This window comes from Bacteroides sp. AF20-13LB, from assembly GCF_003603065.1.
Lineage (GTDB): Bacteria > Bacteroidota > Bacteroidia > Bacteroidales > Bacteroidaceae > Bacteroides > Bacteroides uniformis.
Genome location: NZ_QTMH01000012.1, coordinates 1 through 16,849, shown reverse-complemented (window position 1 = coordinate 16,849; position 16,849 = coordinate 1). Strand labels below are relative to the sequence as shown.

Sequence of the window (16,849 nt, the reverse complement as noted above, 5' to 3'; positions counted from 1 at the left end):
AGGAGCTATTCCTTTACCCAGGCATCTACAATCTCGGCTACATAAACCCGGTGCAATCCACCGTGGTCACCGCCATACCAACGCTCGTAGACGGAATGGTCGAGAAAGAGTTCTTCTTTCATATCGGTAATGAAAAGCTTGCGGCACTCCAATCCCAGGCGGTCCTGCTCAAAGAGAATGTTTCCCCGCTCGGTAACGATAGAATTCAGACCAGTTTCCTTTACCTTATCCACTTCCCTACCCGATTTACTGCCACAAAGGTTGTAAATACTCCGGTTTTCCTTCCCTAAAAAAGAAAGGGTGAAATATTCGTTCTCCTCCATAAACTCATACGTATAGCGCTCGGAACGAATAAAGACAAACACCACCGGCTTGTTCCAAAGCCAGCCAATACCTCCCCAACTGGCAGTCATGGTGTTGAAATGTTCTTTACTGCCTGCCGTAACCAGCATCCACTCTTTGCCTATCACTTCGAAGAAGTTCTCGCTTAAATCTTTAATTGCTATTGATTTCATAAGTATATTATTAATAAGAAACACTTACCGGTATACCCGTTTCACGTATCCGTTCCGCAATGCGATCCAGTTCCTCATGAGTGGCCTTCTGCAAATCATGGTCGGGCGTTTCACGGTCGATGGTATAAATCATCACTTGGCGGGGAGCAATCTCCTTGACAGCTTCCAGCCAGGGAAGAACAAATTTATCGGATGTATTATCCATATCTTGTCCTTTATAACTTCCTTTGAGAAACATGGTCTGGATAATGCAGTTCCCTTTGAACGCTTTCATCCCTTCTATAATCTCCCGGATGGAGTAATGTCCGGTAGGACGGTCAAGTACACGGATATACTCTTCATCCACCGTATCCAGTTTAAGGATGTTGTTGTCAATCTTGTTCAAAGCCTCGAATACGGCAGGACGATGAATAAAGGTAGAATTGCTCAGTACGCTCACCTTTGCATTCGGAAAATACTTGTCGCGCAAGGCAAGTGTATCTTCTATGATTTCGGGGAAACGGGGATGTGCCGTCGGTTCTCCATTACCGGCAAAAGTCAGAACATCCGGTGTAGGTCCGTTTTGCTGCATGTCCCGCAGGCGGGCTTCAAGGGCCGAACGGACTTTTTCGCGTGTGGGCAGCGGCTGTTTGGGACGATGGTCGGCATTGAAACCACATTCACAGTAAATGCAGTCGAAAGTGCATACTTTGCCGTCTGCCGGCAATAAATTTATTCCCAAAGATACTCCCAGACGGCGAGAATGAACGGGACCGAATATGGGAGACGGATAAATGACAGTCATACTATTTATGATTTGACGATTTACGGTTTGATTAATGCTTAAACAATCTTACCGCTCCAAAGTTAAGTGAAAACTATGGTATCTGGCAATGTTCGGCTTGCAAAAGTTTACCCATAAAAGAAAATATTCCCTTTATAAAGCATACATTTCATGTTAAAAAAGTAAATCATACATTACATTTTATCTATTTTAGTTGTTTATATGTAAAGTATACATTACATTTTATCTATTTTACTTGTTTATATGTAAAGTATACATTACATTTGCAGATAGCATCTAAATGCATAGTATTATGAGAAAGAACTATTTATTTCCAACCACTTTCAGAAAGATAGGTTGGTGTTTATTTGTCCCATTCGCCATCACGTCCTTCATCTGCCTTTTCGACGGCAGCAATGAAGATTGGTTGAAGGTAAACGCGTTGTCAGTAATTCCCTGGGGTATTATCAAGAACTCTTTATTCGACGAGTTGAGTATGATAGGGCTTACGGTTTCACTCTTGTTCATAGCTTTCTCAAAAGAAAAGGACGAAGATGAATGCATTGCCAATATTCGTTCAAACTCTCTTATCTGGGCTACCATAACAGCGTATTCCCTACTGATAGTATGCACTATGCTGATTTATGACATGCAATATCTTAATTTTGTATTTATAGACTTGTTCATGATATTGTTTCTGTTCATCATAAAGTACAACATTGAACTTTATAAATTTAGGAGGAGCAACAATGACTAATACATTAAGGGTAGAAAGAGCCATCAAGCATATGACCCAACAGCAATTGGCTGAAGCCATAGGAGTGAGCCGGCAAACCATCAATGCCATAGAATCGGGAAAGTATGTCCCTTCCACCTTGCTGTCATTGAAAATATCAGAGATATTCGGAAAGACTGTAAATGAAATTTTCATGTTGGAAGAAAGTGACAGATAAAGAGAAGACTCTAAAAAACTGTTTTAATTTTATTTCAGTTTTCTTCTGAGGCAACCTGAAAAATAAAATTAAAACAGTTTCTAAAACTTGATACGCAGTTGCATCTGCAAGTCCGCTCTCCTATTTCCCGGTATCTCATCATTGCCCGAACCAATCGTCTCCCTATCCTGATAAACCGTCTGTCCGAATTTGGCAAGAAACATGAAGTTCTTACTCAAATCATATCGCAGATGAGCGGAGTAACGGAACCCTTTGCCATAGAAGGAAGGGGTATAGAAAGTATATAACAATCCACGCTCGGAGGCGTAAACACGCGAATCGTAATCGTCCGTATGAAACCAGGTTCCCTGCACGGAAACTGACAGAGGGAAGGGGAAAGTGTACGAGCAAAATTGAGTACACTGATAACCTTGCCGTCTATCAAAGCGATACCCTTCCCCATCCTGCTGACGGAAGTGGTTATAATCTATTGTAGTACGAAAGATATATCTTCCCGGCATATAGGTCAGCCGATAACGGAGTTTATGGTGATAGATAGGTTCGATAACTGCACCGCTTGTACCCGTCACGTCTCTTTCTTTCTGTTTGTACCGATAATTAAAATACATCGAAAGGCTCTTTCGAGGAGTATAAGTAACCTGAAACATGGCATCCACTCCCTTTGAGGGCTTACTTATACGGTATTTCCACCAAGGAAAAGAAAACACATCCAGTGAAGTGAAAAACTTCCACCGGGCGAAAGGTGTGGCCTCTGCTGCCAGATACCATCCGTTCTCATTCTGCGGCATACTGCTTTCGCCAAAGGAACGCCCAAACAAAGTCCAATAATCATATGAATAATACCGGTGAACAAGTAGCAGATGATAATCGGAAGAAAGATTATACTTCAGCCGGTTCAGCAACGCATAGCCTTTACTGCCGGTTGCCGCTTCCCCCACCCAGACAAAACGGCCCAGACGATACCTATAATCCATGCCCACATTATAGAAATCACTTCCATGAAGATTGTACTTTGCATACTTGTTCAACCGAGGCTTGTAAGGATGGTTGAAAAAATAGTAAATCCCCGTCACTCCCACCTTCAGAGAGTTCTTTTCATAGGTCATGTTTCCACCTATCACCTGCAAGGCAAAGGCATTCATTTTATCTGCCTCCTTCTGCGTGCGATGCAATCCCGTCTTGTAAATGGAAGTTATCTCGCCATCCTCCACCACACCGTCCATGGAGCGATGCGAATAGAAAGCCGAAATATCCAAGTAAGGCAATACTCCCACCGTTGCCGCCACTCCCCGGAAATAATTGTACTCATCGGTAGAACTATGCTTACGGATGCCTCCGGTACGATATTCTGTTGTAGACATAGAGAATGTTTTTCCTAAACGAAAATCCGTACTAAGTACCAGTCCCTGCCCGAAGCTCAGACGGTAATTGCCCAATGCCAAAGCCTTCAGCCGCCCCAGATTCTTTATCAGAAAATAGAAAGAATAGTAATCATAGCCTTTTCTGTTGTGCAGGGCAAAGAAGGGTTCTCCGGCATCCTTCTCTCCCGTCACGCCTATTTGGAGATAATCTCCATAATGAAAATTATAGCGCAAAGAATGGTAAAGGGAAGGTCCCAGGTAATTCTTCTCATATCCTTTACGGATATAGAACGGTACATCCAAACGTGCCAATGTTTCGTGTTTCCCGTATTTCAGTATAGATTTTAAAGCAGGATACCCCCTACCCGCTTTCACTGCCCGCACACAGACAAAGGGCAGCAGTAGGTCGATGGTACGTTTATCCATCTCCTCCACCAGTTGCAATTCATAAATGGTCTGCATCTGTCCGTGTATATAGACATAAGCCAGAAGATTCTCTATCTGTATATCCGTAAGAAAAGGAAACTGCTCCAATTGCCGTTTAGTGGCGGCATTGAGGTTGACAGGCTCTTGCAGACGTCGGGACAACTCCTCCAATTCATCTTCCCAACCGTATTCTTCCTCATTCCCGATGGAAAGTTGTTCCAAATTTTCTTCCAAAAGAAGTAAAGGCTGTTCTTTCTGAAGGCCGGATATATTTTGAGCTTCAAGCATAGGAGTCATTGACAGCATACTTACAAAAACTCCTATCTTGAGTAATTCCATTAATAGTAGGTCACTTTCATGTTTTGGGAAGCGAAGTTACCTTAAATAAGTTAATTGAGCAAGGAAAAATCAACATGATGCAACAACATTACACAGAATGGTGTACTTTTGCAACATGAACGCAAGGCTTAACATAGTAATACTCATCATGTTTCTTTCTCTCGGAAGCCTGAAATGCTTTGCACAGCAGCAACCACAGTCTGCTGCGCAAAAGAGTGTCTATCTTACTCCCATGTGCGTTTACGAAGGAGATACCATCCCTTATGTCAAGCTCCCCACTGTCTACATCTTCAAGCCGCTTAAATTCAAGAACAAGCGCGACATGAACAAGTACTACAAACTCATTCGTGACGTAAAGAAGGTACTTCCCATCTCCAAGGAGATTAACCGTGCCATCATTGAAACCTACGAATACATGATGACCCTGCCCACCGAGAAAGCCCGCCAGAAACACATGAAAGCAGTAGAGAAAAGCTTGAAGGAGCAATACACTCCCCGCATGAAGAAACTTACCTTTGCCCAAGGCAAACTGTTAATAAAACTGGTAGACCGACAGACCAACTCCACCGGATATGAACTGGTAAAAGCTTTTATGGGCCCTTTCAAAGCCGGTTTCTACCAGACTTTTGCCGCACTCTTCGGCGCCAGTCTAAAAAAACAATACGACCCTATGGGAGACGATGCATTGACCGAACGGGTGATATTGATGGTAGAAAGCGGACAATTATAAACTGATGTTTATTCCCGCCTTGCGTGCCTGCGAATGTTGAAATTGGCGTTTCACATTATATGTCTTTCCGTCTTTGACGAACTTAGAACCGGTCTGCTTGAACCAGAAGTCCACTTTATTTTCCACACAAATTCTGCGAAGGTCCATCACCCATTCAAAATCACAAGGGCGGGCTTCGTAACCGGATTCTCCCCCTGCAACTATCTGTTCAATCCATTCGCCAACAGCATAAGTACTTAAATCTATCCTTTCCAGCAGCGGTTCACAGATTATTATCTTATGCTTTATGGGAGCCCTCTTATAAATGGGCAAGCGATAATCGGCGCAAGCCTGGTTTTCAACCGTACAGCAGATGGTTACATTATCATATCCGTCTCCCCAATCATCGGGCAGACAGTCAGAAAAACGGTCTATACGCTTGGTAATCATCATAAAATGCAGGTCACTGCGACAACGAATCATCTCCCATGCTTCGGCCCGCCATTTGTCAGCATCTTCCACAAAGAAATCGGAAGTAAAGCAGGTGTAGACAAATGTTCCAGGTGGTATCTTGAATTCTCCGTTACGCTTTTTACGCAAAGGCAGGTCAAAGTTTTTTGTCCGCACCACCACCGAACTGTCCACCTCTCGCCGGGCATCACCACGATAAACATAACAATGCTTACAACCTGCACTCAATTTATGGCAACCATGCCATAAGTTCCACATCATCGACTTCGCAACAATACCGTTCATTCAAACAAAAAACTTATCGTTAACACCATGTTGAAAACTATGTTAGCAACATAAATAATTAGTTATTAAACAATTGATATTAAGCTATATATTCAGTTAATAATAGAATGAACAATTGTTTATTACTACCTATTCGGGTTGTACCTCTCCTGCCATCGGAAGCTCTTTCCAACCTTCACCAAATGCATCATAAGCATCGGTAACCACTACAAAAGCCTTTGGGTCTACTTCCCTTATCTTCTGCTTGATACCTACCACTTCCTTGTAACTCACCACAAGAAACAGCATTTCCTTGTCTACATTGGTATAAAGACCACTACTCTTGATGCAAGTGGCTGTACGGTCCAAATCTTTAAGAATATAGTCGTGCAAAGCGGTAAGGCGCATATCACTGATGACAAACAGTATCTTGTCATTCTTCTCCCCATTTATCACATAGGCCAATACCCTCGAAGTGACAAAAATAGCTATCAGTGAATAGAAAGACAAATGCCACGAAGGTTGTGTAGCATCATCCGGATTTCCGATACCGAAACCGATAACCAATAGGCCGAATCCCACCACAATACCATCTACCAGCAGTATCGCCTTTGAAAAACGTATATGGCAATATTTCTGCAATATCATCGCCACAATATCCGTACCTCCTGTAGTAGCCCGGCTACGCACTACAATACCACAGCCTATACCGATAACCACCGCACCAATCACAGAAGTCAGCATCAAATGGTCGGACATATTCAGACTGCCACCCAGCAACTGTGTAGGGTCCAACTGATGGAGCGCTTCTTCAGAAGGATAGGAGAGGAGAGACAGCACATTCATGGCAAGCGGAGTGAATAGTGCCGCCACGATAGTACGTGCTCCCAATTTTGCTCCCAGTACCAGCACGGAAATGATAAGCAAAGGAATATCAAACATATAACCGAAAGTACCTACCTGAATAGAAGGGAACAGATTATGAAGCACAATACTGGCTCCATACACCCCGCCAGGAACAAGATTATAAGGATTGATAAAGTAAACAAAACCTGCTGCCAGAATAGTACAACCTACAAAAATGCCTATCCATGAAGATATTATCTTTTTCATATCGATATGATTTATATATATTCAGCAAATATACAAAAAATAAGAAAAGACACCAACTGTACAGCAAGTTTTCCACATACAACCGATATGTGTTGAATACATGGTTAACAAAAAGGATAAATTAGGAGATAAAGCATTAATTTACAATGAATGAAGTGGTTGATTATAAAAATAAACCACTGTTCATAAAATCTCTCATCATACCTATATAGAACTAGTTTATTGGAGCTATAGATGCAACACGCTGGATCTATAGATGCACCGTGTTCGATCTATAGCTCCAACAAACCCGATATATTGACAGCTTATTAACAGCCCTGTTATTATCTCAGTTTCTTGAATAAATCCCAAATAACAATACCCGCCGTAACCGATACATTCAACGAATGCTTTGTGCCGTATTGAGGAATTTCAATGCAACCGTGCGAATGGTCAATCACTTCTTGTTGAACACCCTTCACTTCATTTCCCATTACCACAGCATACTTTTTAGTCTTGTCCAGCACCAGTTCGTCCAGCATCACACTACCTTCTGCCTGCTCTACAGAATAAACGATGTATCCCTCGGATTTTAGGTTATCAACAGCTTCAACAGAGTTATCAACATATTTCCAATCTACGGTAAATTCCGCTCCCAAAGCTGTTTTGTGCATCTCCGGATGGGGTGGGATAGCTGTAATGCCACAAAGATAAATGCACTCGATGCGGAAAGCATCCGAAGTACGGAAAACGGAACCTATATTATGGAGACTGCGGATATTATCCAATACCACTACCAAAGGCAGTTTTTCGGCTTCCTTAAATTCCTCTACACTAATACGATTCAGTTCAGTTATCTTCAGTTTACGCATGACAATATACTTTTAAATCTCCCTGCAAAGATACTTTTTTCCGTTTATATCCCGGTTAATAACCGTTGAAAAGGTGTCAATACAATAGGGAAACAATTTTAAAAATAATCCTTGCATTATTCAAAGGTCTGCATATTACAGCAGTGAAACGAACAAACCAAAAAAGTTAAGGAGAATTTTCCAGGCTTCATTCAACATATTTTTCAGCCTGGTTTCATCGGTTTATAACTCTAAAGTTATTAACTTTGCATATTATTAACAACATGTTAATGCTGTTTAGCAGAAGTCTTATTATCAACGGATAAACTTAAAAACCCCGGTTTATAAGCATAAGAGTAAAATTCAGCTTGATACTAATAACTTCATGGGCAAGAAAAATCGTATTTATTTGTCCACACTATTAACAGCCTATCATCACTATCAAAGGATTTTTAAAGAAGAAAGAGAAATTAAAAAATATAATTATGGATAATCTTATAGAAGCTATCAAGCAGCTGAAGAAGGAGAAGAACGCAATCATTCTGGGCCATTACTACCAGAAAGGTGAAATACAGGATATAGCCGATTACGTGGGCGACAGTCTGGCTTTGGCACAATGGGCAGCCCGGACGGAAGCGGACATTATCGTGATGTGCGGCGTTCACTTCATGGGAGAAACGGCAAAGGTGCTTTGTCCCGACAAGAAGGTGCTGGTGCCCGACATGGCGGCAGGCTGTTCGCTGGCGGACAGTTGTCCGGCGGACAAGTTCGGTCAGTTTGTCAAAGAGTATCCCGGATATACGGTCATATCCTACGTGAACACAACGGCTGCGGTGAAGGCGGTGACCGATGTGGTGGTGACTTCTACCAATGCAAAGCAGATTGTGGAAAGCTTCCCCAAAGATGAGAAAATAATCTTTGGCCCGGACCGGAACTTAGGTAATTATATCAACTCCATTACCGGAAGAAATATGTTATTATGGGATGGCGCATGCCATGTACACGAGGAATTCTCGGTTGAAAAGATTGTTGAAATAAAACAGCAGCATCCCGATGCGGTGGTACTGGCACATCCCGAATGCAAGAGTACAGTCTTGAAACTGGCTGATGTGGTAGGCTCTACGGCAGCTTTGCTGAAGTACGCAGTGGCACATCCCGAAAAGAGCTACATTGTAGCTACCGAAAGCGGTATCCTGCACGAGATGCAGAAACAATGCCCGCAGACAACATTTATTCCGGCTCCTCCCAACGACAGCACTTGTGCCTGCAATGAATGCAGTTACATGCGACTGAATACACTGGAAAAGCTTTATGATTGTTTGAAAAACGAATCACCGGAAATAAAGGTGGATGCTGAGATTGCAGAAAAAGCAGTGAAACCGATTAAGAGGATGTTGGAAATATCGGCTCAACTGGGGTTATAATGTGCTGATATGCCAATGTGCCAATGACCTTTCGGCGTGACAGCGCAGCCAATTAGCACATTGGCACATTAGCATATCAGCACATTAAAAACATTATCTCATTAAGAACTTACACAACTTGTTAGTGGCCAATGCCCGGTGACTGATTTTATTCTTCAGTTCATTCCCCATTTCTGCAAAAGTCTGCGTATATCCTTCGGGAATGAATATGGGATCGTAACCGAAACCTGAAGTACCTTTTCTGTTTTTTGTAATTTCTCCTTTCACGATGCCCTCAAACAGATGTTCCTTTCCGTCGATGATAAGTACAAATACGGTACGGAATTGTGCCTTACGGTTCTCGATGCCCTCCATATCTTTCAGCAACTTCTTCATGTTTGCTTCCGAATTGTGTGCATCGCCGGCATAACGGGCGGAATATACACCCGGTGCCCCACCAAGGGCCTCCACTTCCAAACCGGTATCGTCGGCAAAACAGTCCAGATGATAGTTATCGAAGATATATCTTGCTTTCAGCAAAGCATTTCCTTCAAGTGTGTCTGCAGTTTCCGGAATGTCAGTATCGCATTTGATATCCTTCATGCTGAGAAGTTCGACCTTCTCTCCCAAAATGGCAGTCACTTCTTCCAGTTTGTGTGAATTGTTGGTGGCAAATACAAATTTCTTTCTCATATTATGTTCTCCTTATACTTGTGGCTTATACAAGTCCCTATTTCACTTTCAACCGGTCGAAACCTTCTCCGTATACACCGATGACGGAACTTTGGGAAATGAAAGCGTTCGGGTCTATATCTTTCACCATCCGGAATATTTCTACCGATTGGCGTTTGTAGGCAAGGACGACCAGTACCTTCACGTTGTGTTTACTGTACCAGCCGATACCGTCGAGTACCGTTACACCGCGATGGGTTTCTTTGGTGATGCGGTCGGCAATCTTTTCATATTCTTTGGAGAAAATAAAGAACTGGACGGATTGCCGGGCACTGTTGACTATGTAATCCAGTACAAATCCGATGACAAACAAAGTTACAAAACCGAATATCACGCGTCGCCAGTCATGGAATACCACATAGCAGGAACTGATGATAATGAAGTCGCAAGCCATAATCATGCGTCCCAGCGTGACATCCTTGTATTTATGGATGATGGCTGCAATGATGTCCGTACCTCCCGTGCTGCCGTTGCAGTTGAACACGATACCCAGTCCGGCACCGCACATTGCCGCACCTATCAGGCAAGCCATGAAGTCTTGTCCTTCGCCCAGCAGTTGGGGAGGGACGCCGTCCGAACCGTTCACCAGCAACTGAAAAAACCATAAGAAGAAAGTGAGTCCGAAGATGGCAAACGTAGTCTTGATACTGAACTTCGGTCCGAGTATCTTGATGGCAAAAGTCATCAGTACGGCATTGATGATGAAGTATGACCACTGGATGGGAAATCCGGTGGCATAATAGATGATGGCACCGATACCGGTAGTACCTCCGGTCGTAATCTGATAGGGAATGAGGAATGCCGCCCATCCCAGTGCATAGCTGATGAGTCCCAGAGTGATGAAGATATAATCCTTCAGCTCTCTCGTCACTTCCGCTTTGGTTGGTTTTGTAATTTGCATATCTGTTATTTGACAACGATGTTCACAATCTTCTTCGGCACTACGATTACTTTGACGATGGACTTGCCTTCCATCCATTTTTCAGAACGTTCGTCGGCCAATACAGCAGTCTGGATGGCATCCGATGCCGCATCTGCCGGGAACTCCATGTTGAACCGTGCTTTTCCGTTGAAGGAAACCGTATAGTTGACCGTATCTTCCACCAGGTATTCTTCGTTGCATACCGGCCACTTGGCATCGCATACGGAGCCTGCATTGTCCAGTGTCTCCCACAACTCTTCGCATACATGCGGAGCAAAGGGAGCCAGAACGATGATAAACTGGTTCAGGATTTCCTTCTTGCTGCATTTCATTCCGAACAGCTCGTTTACACAAATCATAAAGGCACTGATACTTGTGTTGTAAGAGAATTGCTCGATGTCTCCCGTCACTTTCTTAATCAGTTTATGGAGGGATTTCAGTTCTTCCTTGGTGGCAGGTTCATCCGTTACCAGATAATTGTCGTTGCGGTCGTAGAACAGTGACCAGAACTTCTTGATGAAGCGGTGCACACCGTCTATTCCGTTTGTATCCCACGGCTTTGATTGTTCTACCGGGCCGAGGAACATTTCGTACATGCGGAGAGTGTCGGCACCGTATTTGTCGACAATCATATCGGGATTGACAACGTTGAACATGGATTTACTCATCTTTTCCACAGCCCATCCGCAGATGTACTTGCCGTCTTCCAGAATAAACTCGGCAGTTTCGTATTCTGGACGCCATGCCTTGAAGGCTTCAAGGTCCAGAACATCATTGGATACGATATTCACATCTACGTGGAGTGGGGTAGTGTCGTACTGGTCTTTCAGATTTAGGGACACGAATGTATTGGTATCTTTGATGCGATAGACGAAATTGCTCCGTCCTTGAATCATACCTTGGTTCACCAGCTTTTGGAACGGTTCTTCGGCTACGGAAATGCCGAGGTCGTACAGGAACTTATTCCAGAAACGGGAGTATATCAAGTGACCGGTGGCATGTTCGGTACCGCCTACGTAAAGGTCTACATTGTGCCAGTACTCATCCGTTTTCTTGTCTACAAGTGCCTGGTTGTTGTGTGGGTCCATGTAGCGCAGATAATAGGCGCTTGAACCGGCAAATCCGGGCATAGTATTGAGTTCCAGCGGGAAGACGGTGATGTTGTCTATCTTTTCGTTTTCTACGACGCATTTGTTTACGGTATCCCAAGCCCATTTTGCGGCATGTCCCAATGGAGGTTCACCGGTTTCGGTAGGCAGGAATTTGGCTACTTCGGGCAGTTCCAAGGGCAGGGCGCTCTCGTCAATCATGTAAGGCATGTTGTCCTTGTAGTAAACCGGGAACGGCTCGCCCCAATAGCGCTGGCGTGAGAAGATGGCATCGCGCAGACGGAAGTTCACCTTTACACGTCCCAAGTTATGCTCTTTCACATATTTCTTGGTAGCGGCAATCGCTTCCTTGATGGTCAGCCCGTTCAGTGAGAGGTCGCAATAGGGAGTAACGCCTTCGCGTGGAGAGTTGCATACAATGCCTTCCTTGGCATCGAAGCTCTCTTCGCTTACATCGCAGCCTTCTACCAACGGACGAATTTCGAGACCGAAGTGCTTGGCAAAAGCATAGTCACGGCTGTCGTGCGCAGGCACAGCCATGATGGCACCCGTACCGTATCCTGCAAGTACATAGTCGCTTATCCAGATGGGAACTGCCTCACCGGTAAAGGGATTGATGGCATAGCTTCCGGAGAATACACCGGTAACGCTACGGTCGGCAATACGTTCGCGTTCGGTACGTTTCTTGGTGCGTTCCAGATAAGCGTTTACTTCATCTTTCTGTGTGTCGGTGGTAAGTTGCTGTACCAGTTCGCTTTCGGGAGCCAATACCATGAAGGTGACGCCGAACATGGTATCTGCACGGGTGGTGAAGATAGTGAATTCCAAATCGCTGTCTTTTACCTTGAATTCTATTTCAGCGCCTTCGCTGCGTCCTATCCAGTTCTTTTGGGTTTCTTTCAGGGATTCGGTCCAGTCGATGGTATCGAGTCCGTCCAGCAAGCGTTGTGCATAGGCAGATACACGGAGACACCATTGACGCATCTTCTTTTGAATGACGGGGAAGCCGCCTCGTTCGCTTACGCCGTCCACCACTTCATCGTTGGCAAGTACGGTTCCCAGCTGAGGGCACCAGTTTACCATCGTCTCGCCCAGATAGGCTATACGGTAGTTCATCAGGATTTCCTGTTGTTCCTTTTCGCTCTTGGCATTCCACTCTGCGGCGGTGAAACTCAGTTCTTCGCTGCAAGCCACGTTTATTCCTTCGGTACCGGTTTGGCTGAATGCTTCAATCAGTTCCTGGATGGGACGTGCCTGCTTTTCATCGTTGCAGTAGTAGCTGTTGAACATCTTTTGGAATGCCCATTGGGTCCAATGGTAATATTCCGGTTCGCAGGTACGGATTTCGCGGTTCCAGTCGAAAGAGAAACCTATCTTATCCAACTGTTCACGGTATCGGTTGATATTGTTGACGGTCGTAATTGCAGGGTGCTGTCCCGTTTGTATGGCATATTGTTCTGCTGGAAGTCCGTAAGCGTCATATCCCATGGGATTCAGTACATTGAAACCTTGCAGTCGTTTGTAGCGGGCGTAAATATCCGAAGCAATATATCCCAGCGGATGACCTACATGCAATCCCGCACCGGAGGGGTAGGGGAACATGTTCAGTACATAGAATTTTTTCTTCGTTTCGTCTTCCGTCACTTGGTAGGTTTTGTTTTCCACCCACCTTTTCTGCCATTTCTTTTCAATTTCCCTGAAATTGTATTCCATAGTGGTACTTATTAATATTTTGTTGAAAACATTGTTTATTCAATGGTTAAAACCGGTTAGTATTCGGTTAATATCGGTGCAAAGTTACGGGTTTATTTTCAGATTTGTAGCGAAGTAACATAAAAAACAATGGCAAAGACTTGATAATTCACTTTTTATTACTTACATTTGTGATGTGCTTTTAAAACTAATTTTTTGTTTGTAATACAAATAATAGCTAAATTAATTCAATAGGATATTTACTAAAAGATTTTTAGGATATAGCGAAGGATGAAGTCTGGGAAGATTTCATCCTTTGTGTTTTTTGTCTGTGTATTCGGCAGATTGTTGTTTATTATTCTGCCGATAAATGAGAGTTCGTTCAATAGGCTTCTAATAAGGGGTTTAAAGATTTACTAAAACTCGAAGGAAGATTTACTAAATCTTTCCTCCCGTTTTAGTAAATCTTCCTTCGAGTTTTAGTAAATCCTCCCTGAACATTATTTATGGTTGGTTTCATTGTATTGAAAAAAGAAAGTACGTATATTTGTGCGACTTATCGGAAGTGTATGAACGCAATGAAAAATTATACTTATCATCTTGTCGCCGTCCTTACGGTAGGTATTTGGGGGCTGACCTTTATTTCAACGAAAGTATTGATTGGGCACGGTCTTTCTCCGCAGGAAATATTCTTGCTTCGTTTCCTGATAGCTTATATGGGCATTTGGCTTATTTCTCCCCGAAAACTGTTTGCCGACAATTGGAAAGATGAATTTTGGATGTTTTTAGGAGGCATAACAGGCGGTTCATTCTACTTTTTTACAGAAAATACAGCTTTGGAGATTACATTGGCGACGAATGTGTCGTTTATTGTCTGTACGGCTCCGTTGCTCACCACCATTCTTTCTTTGTGGATTTATAAAAAGGAAAAGGCTACCCGTGGATTGATGGCTGGTTCATTGCTGGCATTGGTTGGTGTGGCATTGGTGGTTTATAATGGTAGTTTTGTATTGAAGATTTCTCCTTTAGGTGATTTCCTTACTTTGCTTGCTGCTTTTTCCTGGGCATTCTATAGCTTGATAATGAGAAAAATGTCCAATTGTTATGGTATAACTTTCATTACCCGTAAGATATTTTTTTATGGAGTATTGACTATTCTTCCTGCATTTCTGATTCATCCCTGGAATTTCGACATTGCCCGTCTTCTCGAGCCGGCTATTCTGTTCAATTTACTTTTCCTGGGTGTATTGGCTTCCTTGATTTGTTTTGTAGTCTGGAACGTAGTATTAAAACAGCTGGGAACGATAAGAGCTTCCAACTATATTTATCTGAATCCTCTCTTCACTCTGGTAGGTTCTGCTTTTCTGCTTGGCGAACAGCTTACTATAGTTGCTTTGATGGGGGCGATACTGATATTGGGGGGAGTTTATTGGGCAGGAAAAAAATAAATACAAGATAAATGGGGTTGTGTCTGCAAAGACACAGCCCCATTATTAATGTGATTTAGCAAAATTCTTTTTATGGATTACATTTGAGTTCAGCAGACATTAAATAAGTATTATATGGTAGCCACATAGACATAATGAAATAAAGTATATTTCCTTTGAGTGATATGGGGTGAATATAAGAACCATACAATTGTGAATATTGCCAGCCATCGACTAGTTTTTGTGGTTTACTCCATTCCCCTATAATATGATCTGCTGTTCGGAATGAGATATCATAGCGTGTACTATTGAAATAGAGCAATATCCATTTTTTAAATTCTGGATGATAAGCGATGGAAAGTTCTCCAGATATATCATTGAATAATGGAGTGGCTGCAGTTTCATTTCCTTTAATCCATCCACTTCCATTCCAAAATTCGTATTCTGTTTGATTTTCAATATTTTCTTCTAAAAAACGAGCAAGATGAGGCTTATTGTCACGTCCAGTAATTGTACCCACCATATAAATATATCCGTCTTTTTTGAAATAGCTTACTTGACCAAAATTACTTGTTGAACCAAATTTTACATTTTGGCAACGTGTCCAAGTAATTCCATTGTCTGAAGATTTGTAAAGACTTGAAAAGTTAGTTATCCATCCTGCCCAATTACGAATATTCATGTAATGAACATAATCTATGCCATTGGCACGAATGGCTGCTGTGGGAATAGAAGTCCAATCTCCATTACCACTTCCATCTTTACCTCCATAACATATTTCACGAGCATTTTTACCACTTTCATCCATAGTAGCACCATTAATGGTGAGCCCATCAGAAAGATCTTGATCGTCAGAGAAAAGCAAAACATTACTTCTCCAGTTACTCCCATTGGGTCCTGGATTTACAAAATTTGGATAAAAGTCACTACCGAATGTATCGCCGAAAAAAAGTCCATAATGTCCGGGTTGTAATTCCCAAACAATACCTAAATCTGTACCACCTACATTGTATAATTCATTAGTACGATTATTTACTTCAAATTCTACAATAGGTAATCCGTTTGTGCCATTTATTTCAGCACCAGTAATACGGGATACACATTTTAAATTTGAAAATTTTAATTCTCTAGAATAATTGACGATACCTTTATTGACTATCAATTTGGAAATTTCTGATGACTGATTATTATTATCTACTGCAATAAATTCAAAATAAAATGTAGAAGAATCATCCTTTTTTATAATATATTCAAATATATATTCTGGTGATAAATTTGATTTTATATATTTCTCAGAAATATTATTAGTATCGTTAATTTTATTTATTACTAAATAAGCTAGTTGATCGAATTCTTTTATTGATACTTTGATAGATATTATACCATTAATCGCAGTAATTTCATTTTGAGAAAGGTTAACTTCTAAATTATAACTATTTACTTTATCTGTATCCGAATTTTCACAACTTGTAAGCCCCCATATAGAAAGGAGGCTTGCAAGTAATAATACATGTATTCGTATCATGATTTTTTATAATTTTGTAATATGTAATAGCGCTCCTCCATCCCTTGCCAGATTCAGTTCAATGATATCCTTCCTTGTAACTTTCCGCACCAGTCTGTCCAGATTGTTTGGATTCCGCTCCACATCCTCCGCATCGGTATAGATCGTTGCCTGGTAGTCCCCCTCACTAAGGAAGTCCAATTCCAATTTCAGATCCCTTTCCGTACCGTTGTTCAGCGAGCCCACCCACCAGTCCGAACCGCTCCTGCGGGCCACCGTGACATGCTCATTCATCCTTGCCAGCGGAACTCTTATC

The 16,849-nt window shown here is 42.4% G+C and carries 16 protein-coding genes; 5 read left to right on the top strand and 11 right to left on the bottom strand.

The genetic code is table 11. The annotated features are described in order from the left end of the window. Nucleotides 1–5: 5 nt before the first annotated feature. Nucleotides 6–515: a flavin reductase family protein gene (locus DWX62_RS15300; protein ID WP_057281509.1), complete on the bottom strand. Its 510-nt coding sequence runs from the start codon at nt 513–515 to the stop codon at nt 6–8. A 10-nt stretch (nt 516–525) separates the two neighbouring features. Beyond that, entirely contained in the window at nt 526–1,299 is a 774-nt protein-coding gene (locus tag DWX62_RS15295) for a radical SAM protein (protein ID WP_008662280.1), read from the bottom strand. 292 nt (nt 1,300–1,591) lie between these two features. Here DWX62_RS15295 and DWX62_RS15290 point away from each other — a divergent pair, with 292 nt between their 5' ends. Then, a complete protein-coding gene (locus DWX62_RS15290) occupies nt 1,592–2,035 on the top strand; it encodes a hypothetical protein (RefSeq protein WP_117588639.1) in 444 nt (147 codons plus the stop codon). Next, nucleotides 2,028–2,231, top strand: a complete 204-nt coding sequence (locus DWX62_RS15285; RefSeq protein WP_008662275.1) for a helix-turn-helix transcriptional regulator — start codon at nt 2,028–2,030, stop codon at nt 2,229–2,231. Before DWX62_RS15290 ends, DWX62_RS15285 begins: the two co-directional genes overlap by 8 nt. Nucleotides 2,232–2,311: 80 nt before the next feature. On the opposite strand, the gene DWX62_RS15280 is transcribed toward DWX62_RS15285, so the two are convergent. Beyond that, a complete protein-coding gene (locus DWX62_RS15280; RefSeq protein ID WP_120172986.1) occupies nt 2,312–4,357 on the bottom strand; it encodes a helix-hairpin-helix domain-containing protein in 2,046 nt (681 codons plus the stop codon). A 97-nt stretch (nt 4,358–4,454) separates the two neighbouring features. On the opposite strand from DWX62_RS15280, the gene DWX62_RS15275 reads away from it, so the two are divergent. Continuing rightward, nucleotides 4,455–5,087 (top strand): DUF4294 domain-containing protein, encoded by a 633-nt coding sequence (locus tag DWX62_RS15275; protein ID WP_005833968.1) that lies wholly within the window; start codon nt 4,455–4,457, stop codon nt 5,085–5,087. Here DWX62_RS15275 and DWX62_RS15270 read toward each other — a convergent pair. From DWX62_RS15270 to DWX62_RS15260, 3 genes are all read right to left on the bottom strand, one after another. Further along, a complete protein-coding gene (locus tag DWX62_RS15270) occupies nt 5,082–5,822 on the bottom strand; it encodes a DUF5131 family protein (protein ID WP_009037514.1) in 741 nt (246 codons plus the stop codon). The two genes, DWX62_RS15275 and DWX62_RS15270, sit on opposite strands and share 6 nt — an antisense overlap. Nucleotides 5,823–5,951: 129 nt before the next feature. Next, nucleotides 5,952–6,914, bottom strand: coding sequence for a YitT family protein (locus DWX62_RS15265; protein ID WP_005825206.1), 963 nt, complete (start codon nt 6,912–6,914; stop codon nt 5,952–5,954). 323 nt (nt 6,915–7,237) lie between these two features. Further along, nucleotides 7,238–7,765, bottom strand: a complete 528-nt coding sequence (locus tag DWX62_RS15260; protein ID WP_009037513.1) for an RNA methyltransferase — start codon at nt 7,763–7,765, stop codon at nt 7,238–7,240. 464 nt (nt 7,766–8,229) lie between these two features. Here DWX62_RS15260 and nadA point away from each other — a divergent pair, with 464 nt between their 5' ends. Next, nucleotides 8,230–9,168, top strand: coding sequence for a quinolinate synthase NadA (nadA, locus tag DWX62_RS15255; RefSeq protein ID WP_120172985.1), 939 nt, complete (start codon nt 8,230–8,232; stop codon nt 9,166–9,168). Nucleotides 9,169–9,261: 93 nt separating this feature from the next. Here nadA and DWX62_RS15250 read toward each other — a convergent pair whose 3' ends face one another. Genes DWX62_RS15250 through leuS form a run of 3 tightly spaced genes read right to left on the bottom strand, consistent with a single transcriptional unit; the run spans nt 9,262 to nt 13,623 of the window. Then, nucleotides 9,262–9,840, bottom strand: a complete 579-nt coding sequence (locus DWX62_RS15250; protein WP_008662263.1) for a non-canonical purine NTP diphosphatase — start codon at nt 9,838–9,840, stop codon at nt 9,262–9,264. 37 nt (nt 9,841–9,877) lie between these two features. Further along, complete coding sequence (locus DWX62_RS15245; RefSeq protein ID WP_005825197.1) at nt 9,878–10,780, bottom strand: YitT family protein; 903 nt, start codon at nt 10,778–10,780, stop codon at nt 9,878–9,880. A 5-nt stretch (nt 10,781–10,785) separates the two neighbouring features. Beyond that, nucleotides 10,786–13,623 (bottom strand): leucine--tRNA ligase, encoded by a 2,838-nt coding sequence (gene leuS / locus DWX62_RS15240; RefSeq protein WP_120172984.1) that lies wholly within the window; start codon nt 13,621–13,623, stop codon nt 10,786–10,788. A gap of 548 nt (nt 13,624–14,171) precedes the next feature. On the opposite strand from leuS, the gene DWX62_RS15235 reads away from it, so the two are divergent. Beyond that, on the top strand, nt 14,172–15,050 hold the full coding sequence (locus DWX62_RS15235; protein WP_034525442.1) for a DMT family transporter: 879 nt from the start codon (nt 14,172–14,174) through the stop codon (nt 15,048–15,050). Nucleotides 15,051–15,120: 70 nt separating this feature from the next. On the opposite strand, the gene DWX62_RS15230 is transcribed toward DWX62_RS15235, so the two are convergent. Together DWX62_RS15230 and DWX62_RS15225 are read right to left on the bottom strand one after the other, a co-directional pair. Next, nucleotides 15,121–16,554: a DUF4185 domain-containing protein gene (locus DWX62_RS15230; protein ID WP_005825193.1), complete on the bottom strand. Its 1,434-nt coding sequence runs from the start codon at nt 16,552–16,554 to the stop codon at nt 15,121–15,123. A 6-nt stretch (nt 16,555–16,560) separates the two neighbouring features. Beyond that, nucleotides 16,561–16,849 (bottom strand): glycoside hydrolase family 97 C-terminal domain-containing protein (locus DWX62_RS15225; protein ID WP_199670747.1); only part of this gene is annotated, 289 nt, incomplete at its 5' end.

Bases quoted from the DNA above. Each gene is read 5' to 3' on its own strand.
- DWX62_RS15235 (WP_034525442.1), top strand. From the start codon at position 14,172: ATGAACGCAATGAAAAATTATACTTATCATCTTGTCGCCGTCCTTACG.
- DWX62_RS15245 (WP_005825197.1), bottom strand. From the start codon at position 10,780: ATGCAAATTACAAAACCAACCAAAGCGGAAGTGACGAGAGAGCTGAAG.
- DWX62_RS15295 (WP_008662280.1), bottom strand. From the start codon at position 1,299: ATGACTGTCATTTATCCGTCTCCCATATTCGGTCCCGTTCATTCTCGC.
- DWX62_RS15265 (WP_005825206.1), bottom strand. From the start codon at position 6,914: ATGAAAAAGATAATATCTTCATGGATAGGCATTTTTGTAGGTTGTACT.
- DWX62_RS15275 (WP_005833968.1), top strand. From the start codon at position 4,455: ATGGTGTACTTTTGCAACATGAACGCAAGGCTTAACATAGTAATACTC.
- DWX62_RS15250 (WP_008662263.1), bottom strand. From the start codon at position 9,840: ATGAGAAAGAAATTTGTATTTGCCACCAACAATTCACACAAACTGGAA.
- DWX62_RS15270 (WP_009037514.1), bottom strand. From the start codon at position 5,822: ATGAACGGTATTGTTGCGAAGTCGATGATGTGGAACTTATGGCATGGT.
- leuS (WP_120172984.1), bottom strand. From the start codon at position 13,623: ATGGAATACAATTTCAGGGAAATTGAAAAGAAATGGCAGAAAAGGTGG.
- DWX62_RS15260 (WP_009037513.1), bottom strand. From the start codon at position 7,765: ATGCGTAAACTGAAGATAACTGAACTGAATCGTATTAGTGTAGAGGAA.
- DWX62_RS15290 (WP_117588639.1), top strand. From the start codon at position 1,592: ATGAGAAAGAACTATTTATTTCCAACCACTTTCAGAAAGATAGGTTGG.
- DWX62_RS15300 (WP_057281509.1), bottom strand. From the start codon at position 515: ATGAAATCAATAGCAATTAAAGATTTAAGCGAGAACTTCTTCGAAGTG.
- DWX62_RS15280 (WP_120172986.1), bottom strand. From the start codon at position 4,357: ATGGAATTACTCAAGATAGGAGTTTTTGTAAGTATGCTGTCAATGACT.
- DWX62_RS15285 (WP_008662275.1), top strand. From the start codon at position 2,028: ATGACTAATACATTAAGGGTAGAAAGAGCCATCAAGCATATGACCCAA.
- nadA (WP_120172985.1), top strand. From the start codon at position 8,230: ATGGATAATCTTATAGAAGCTATCAAGCAGCTGAAGAAGGAGAAGAAC.
- DWX62_RS15230 (WP_005825193.1), bottom strand. From the start codon at position 16,554: ATGATACGAATACATGTATTATTACTTGCAAGCCTCCTTTCTATATGG.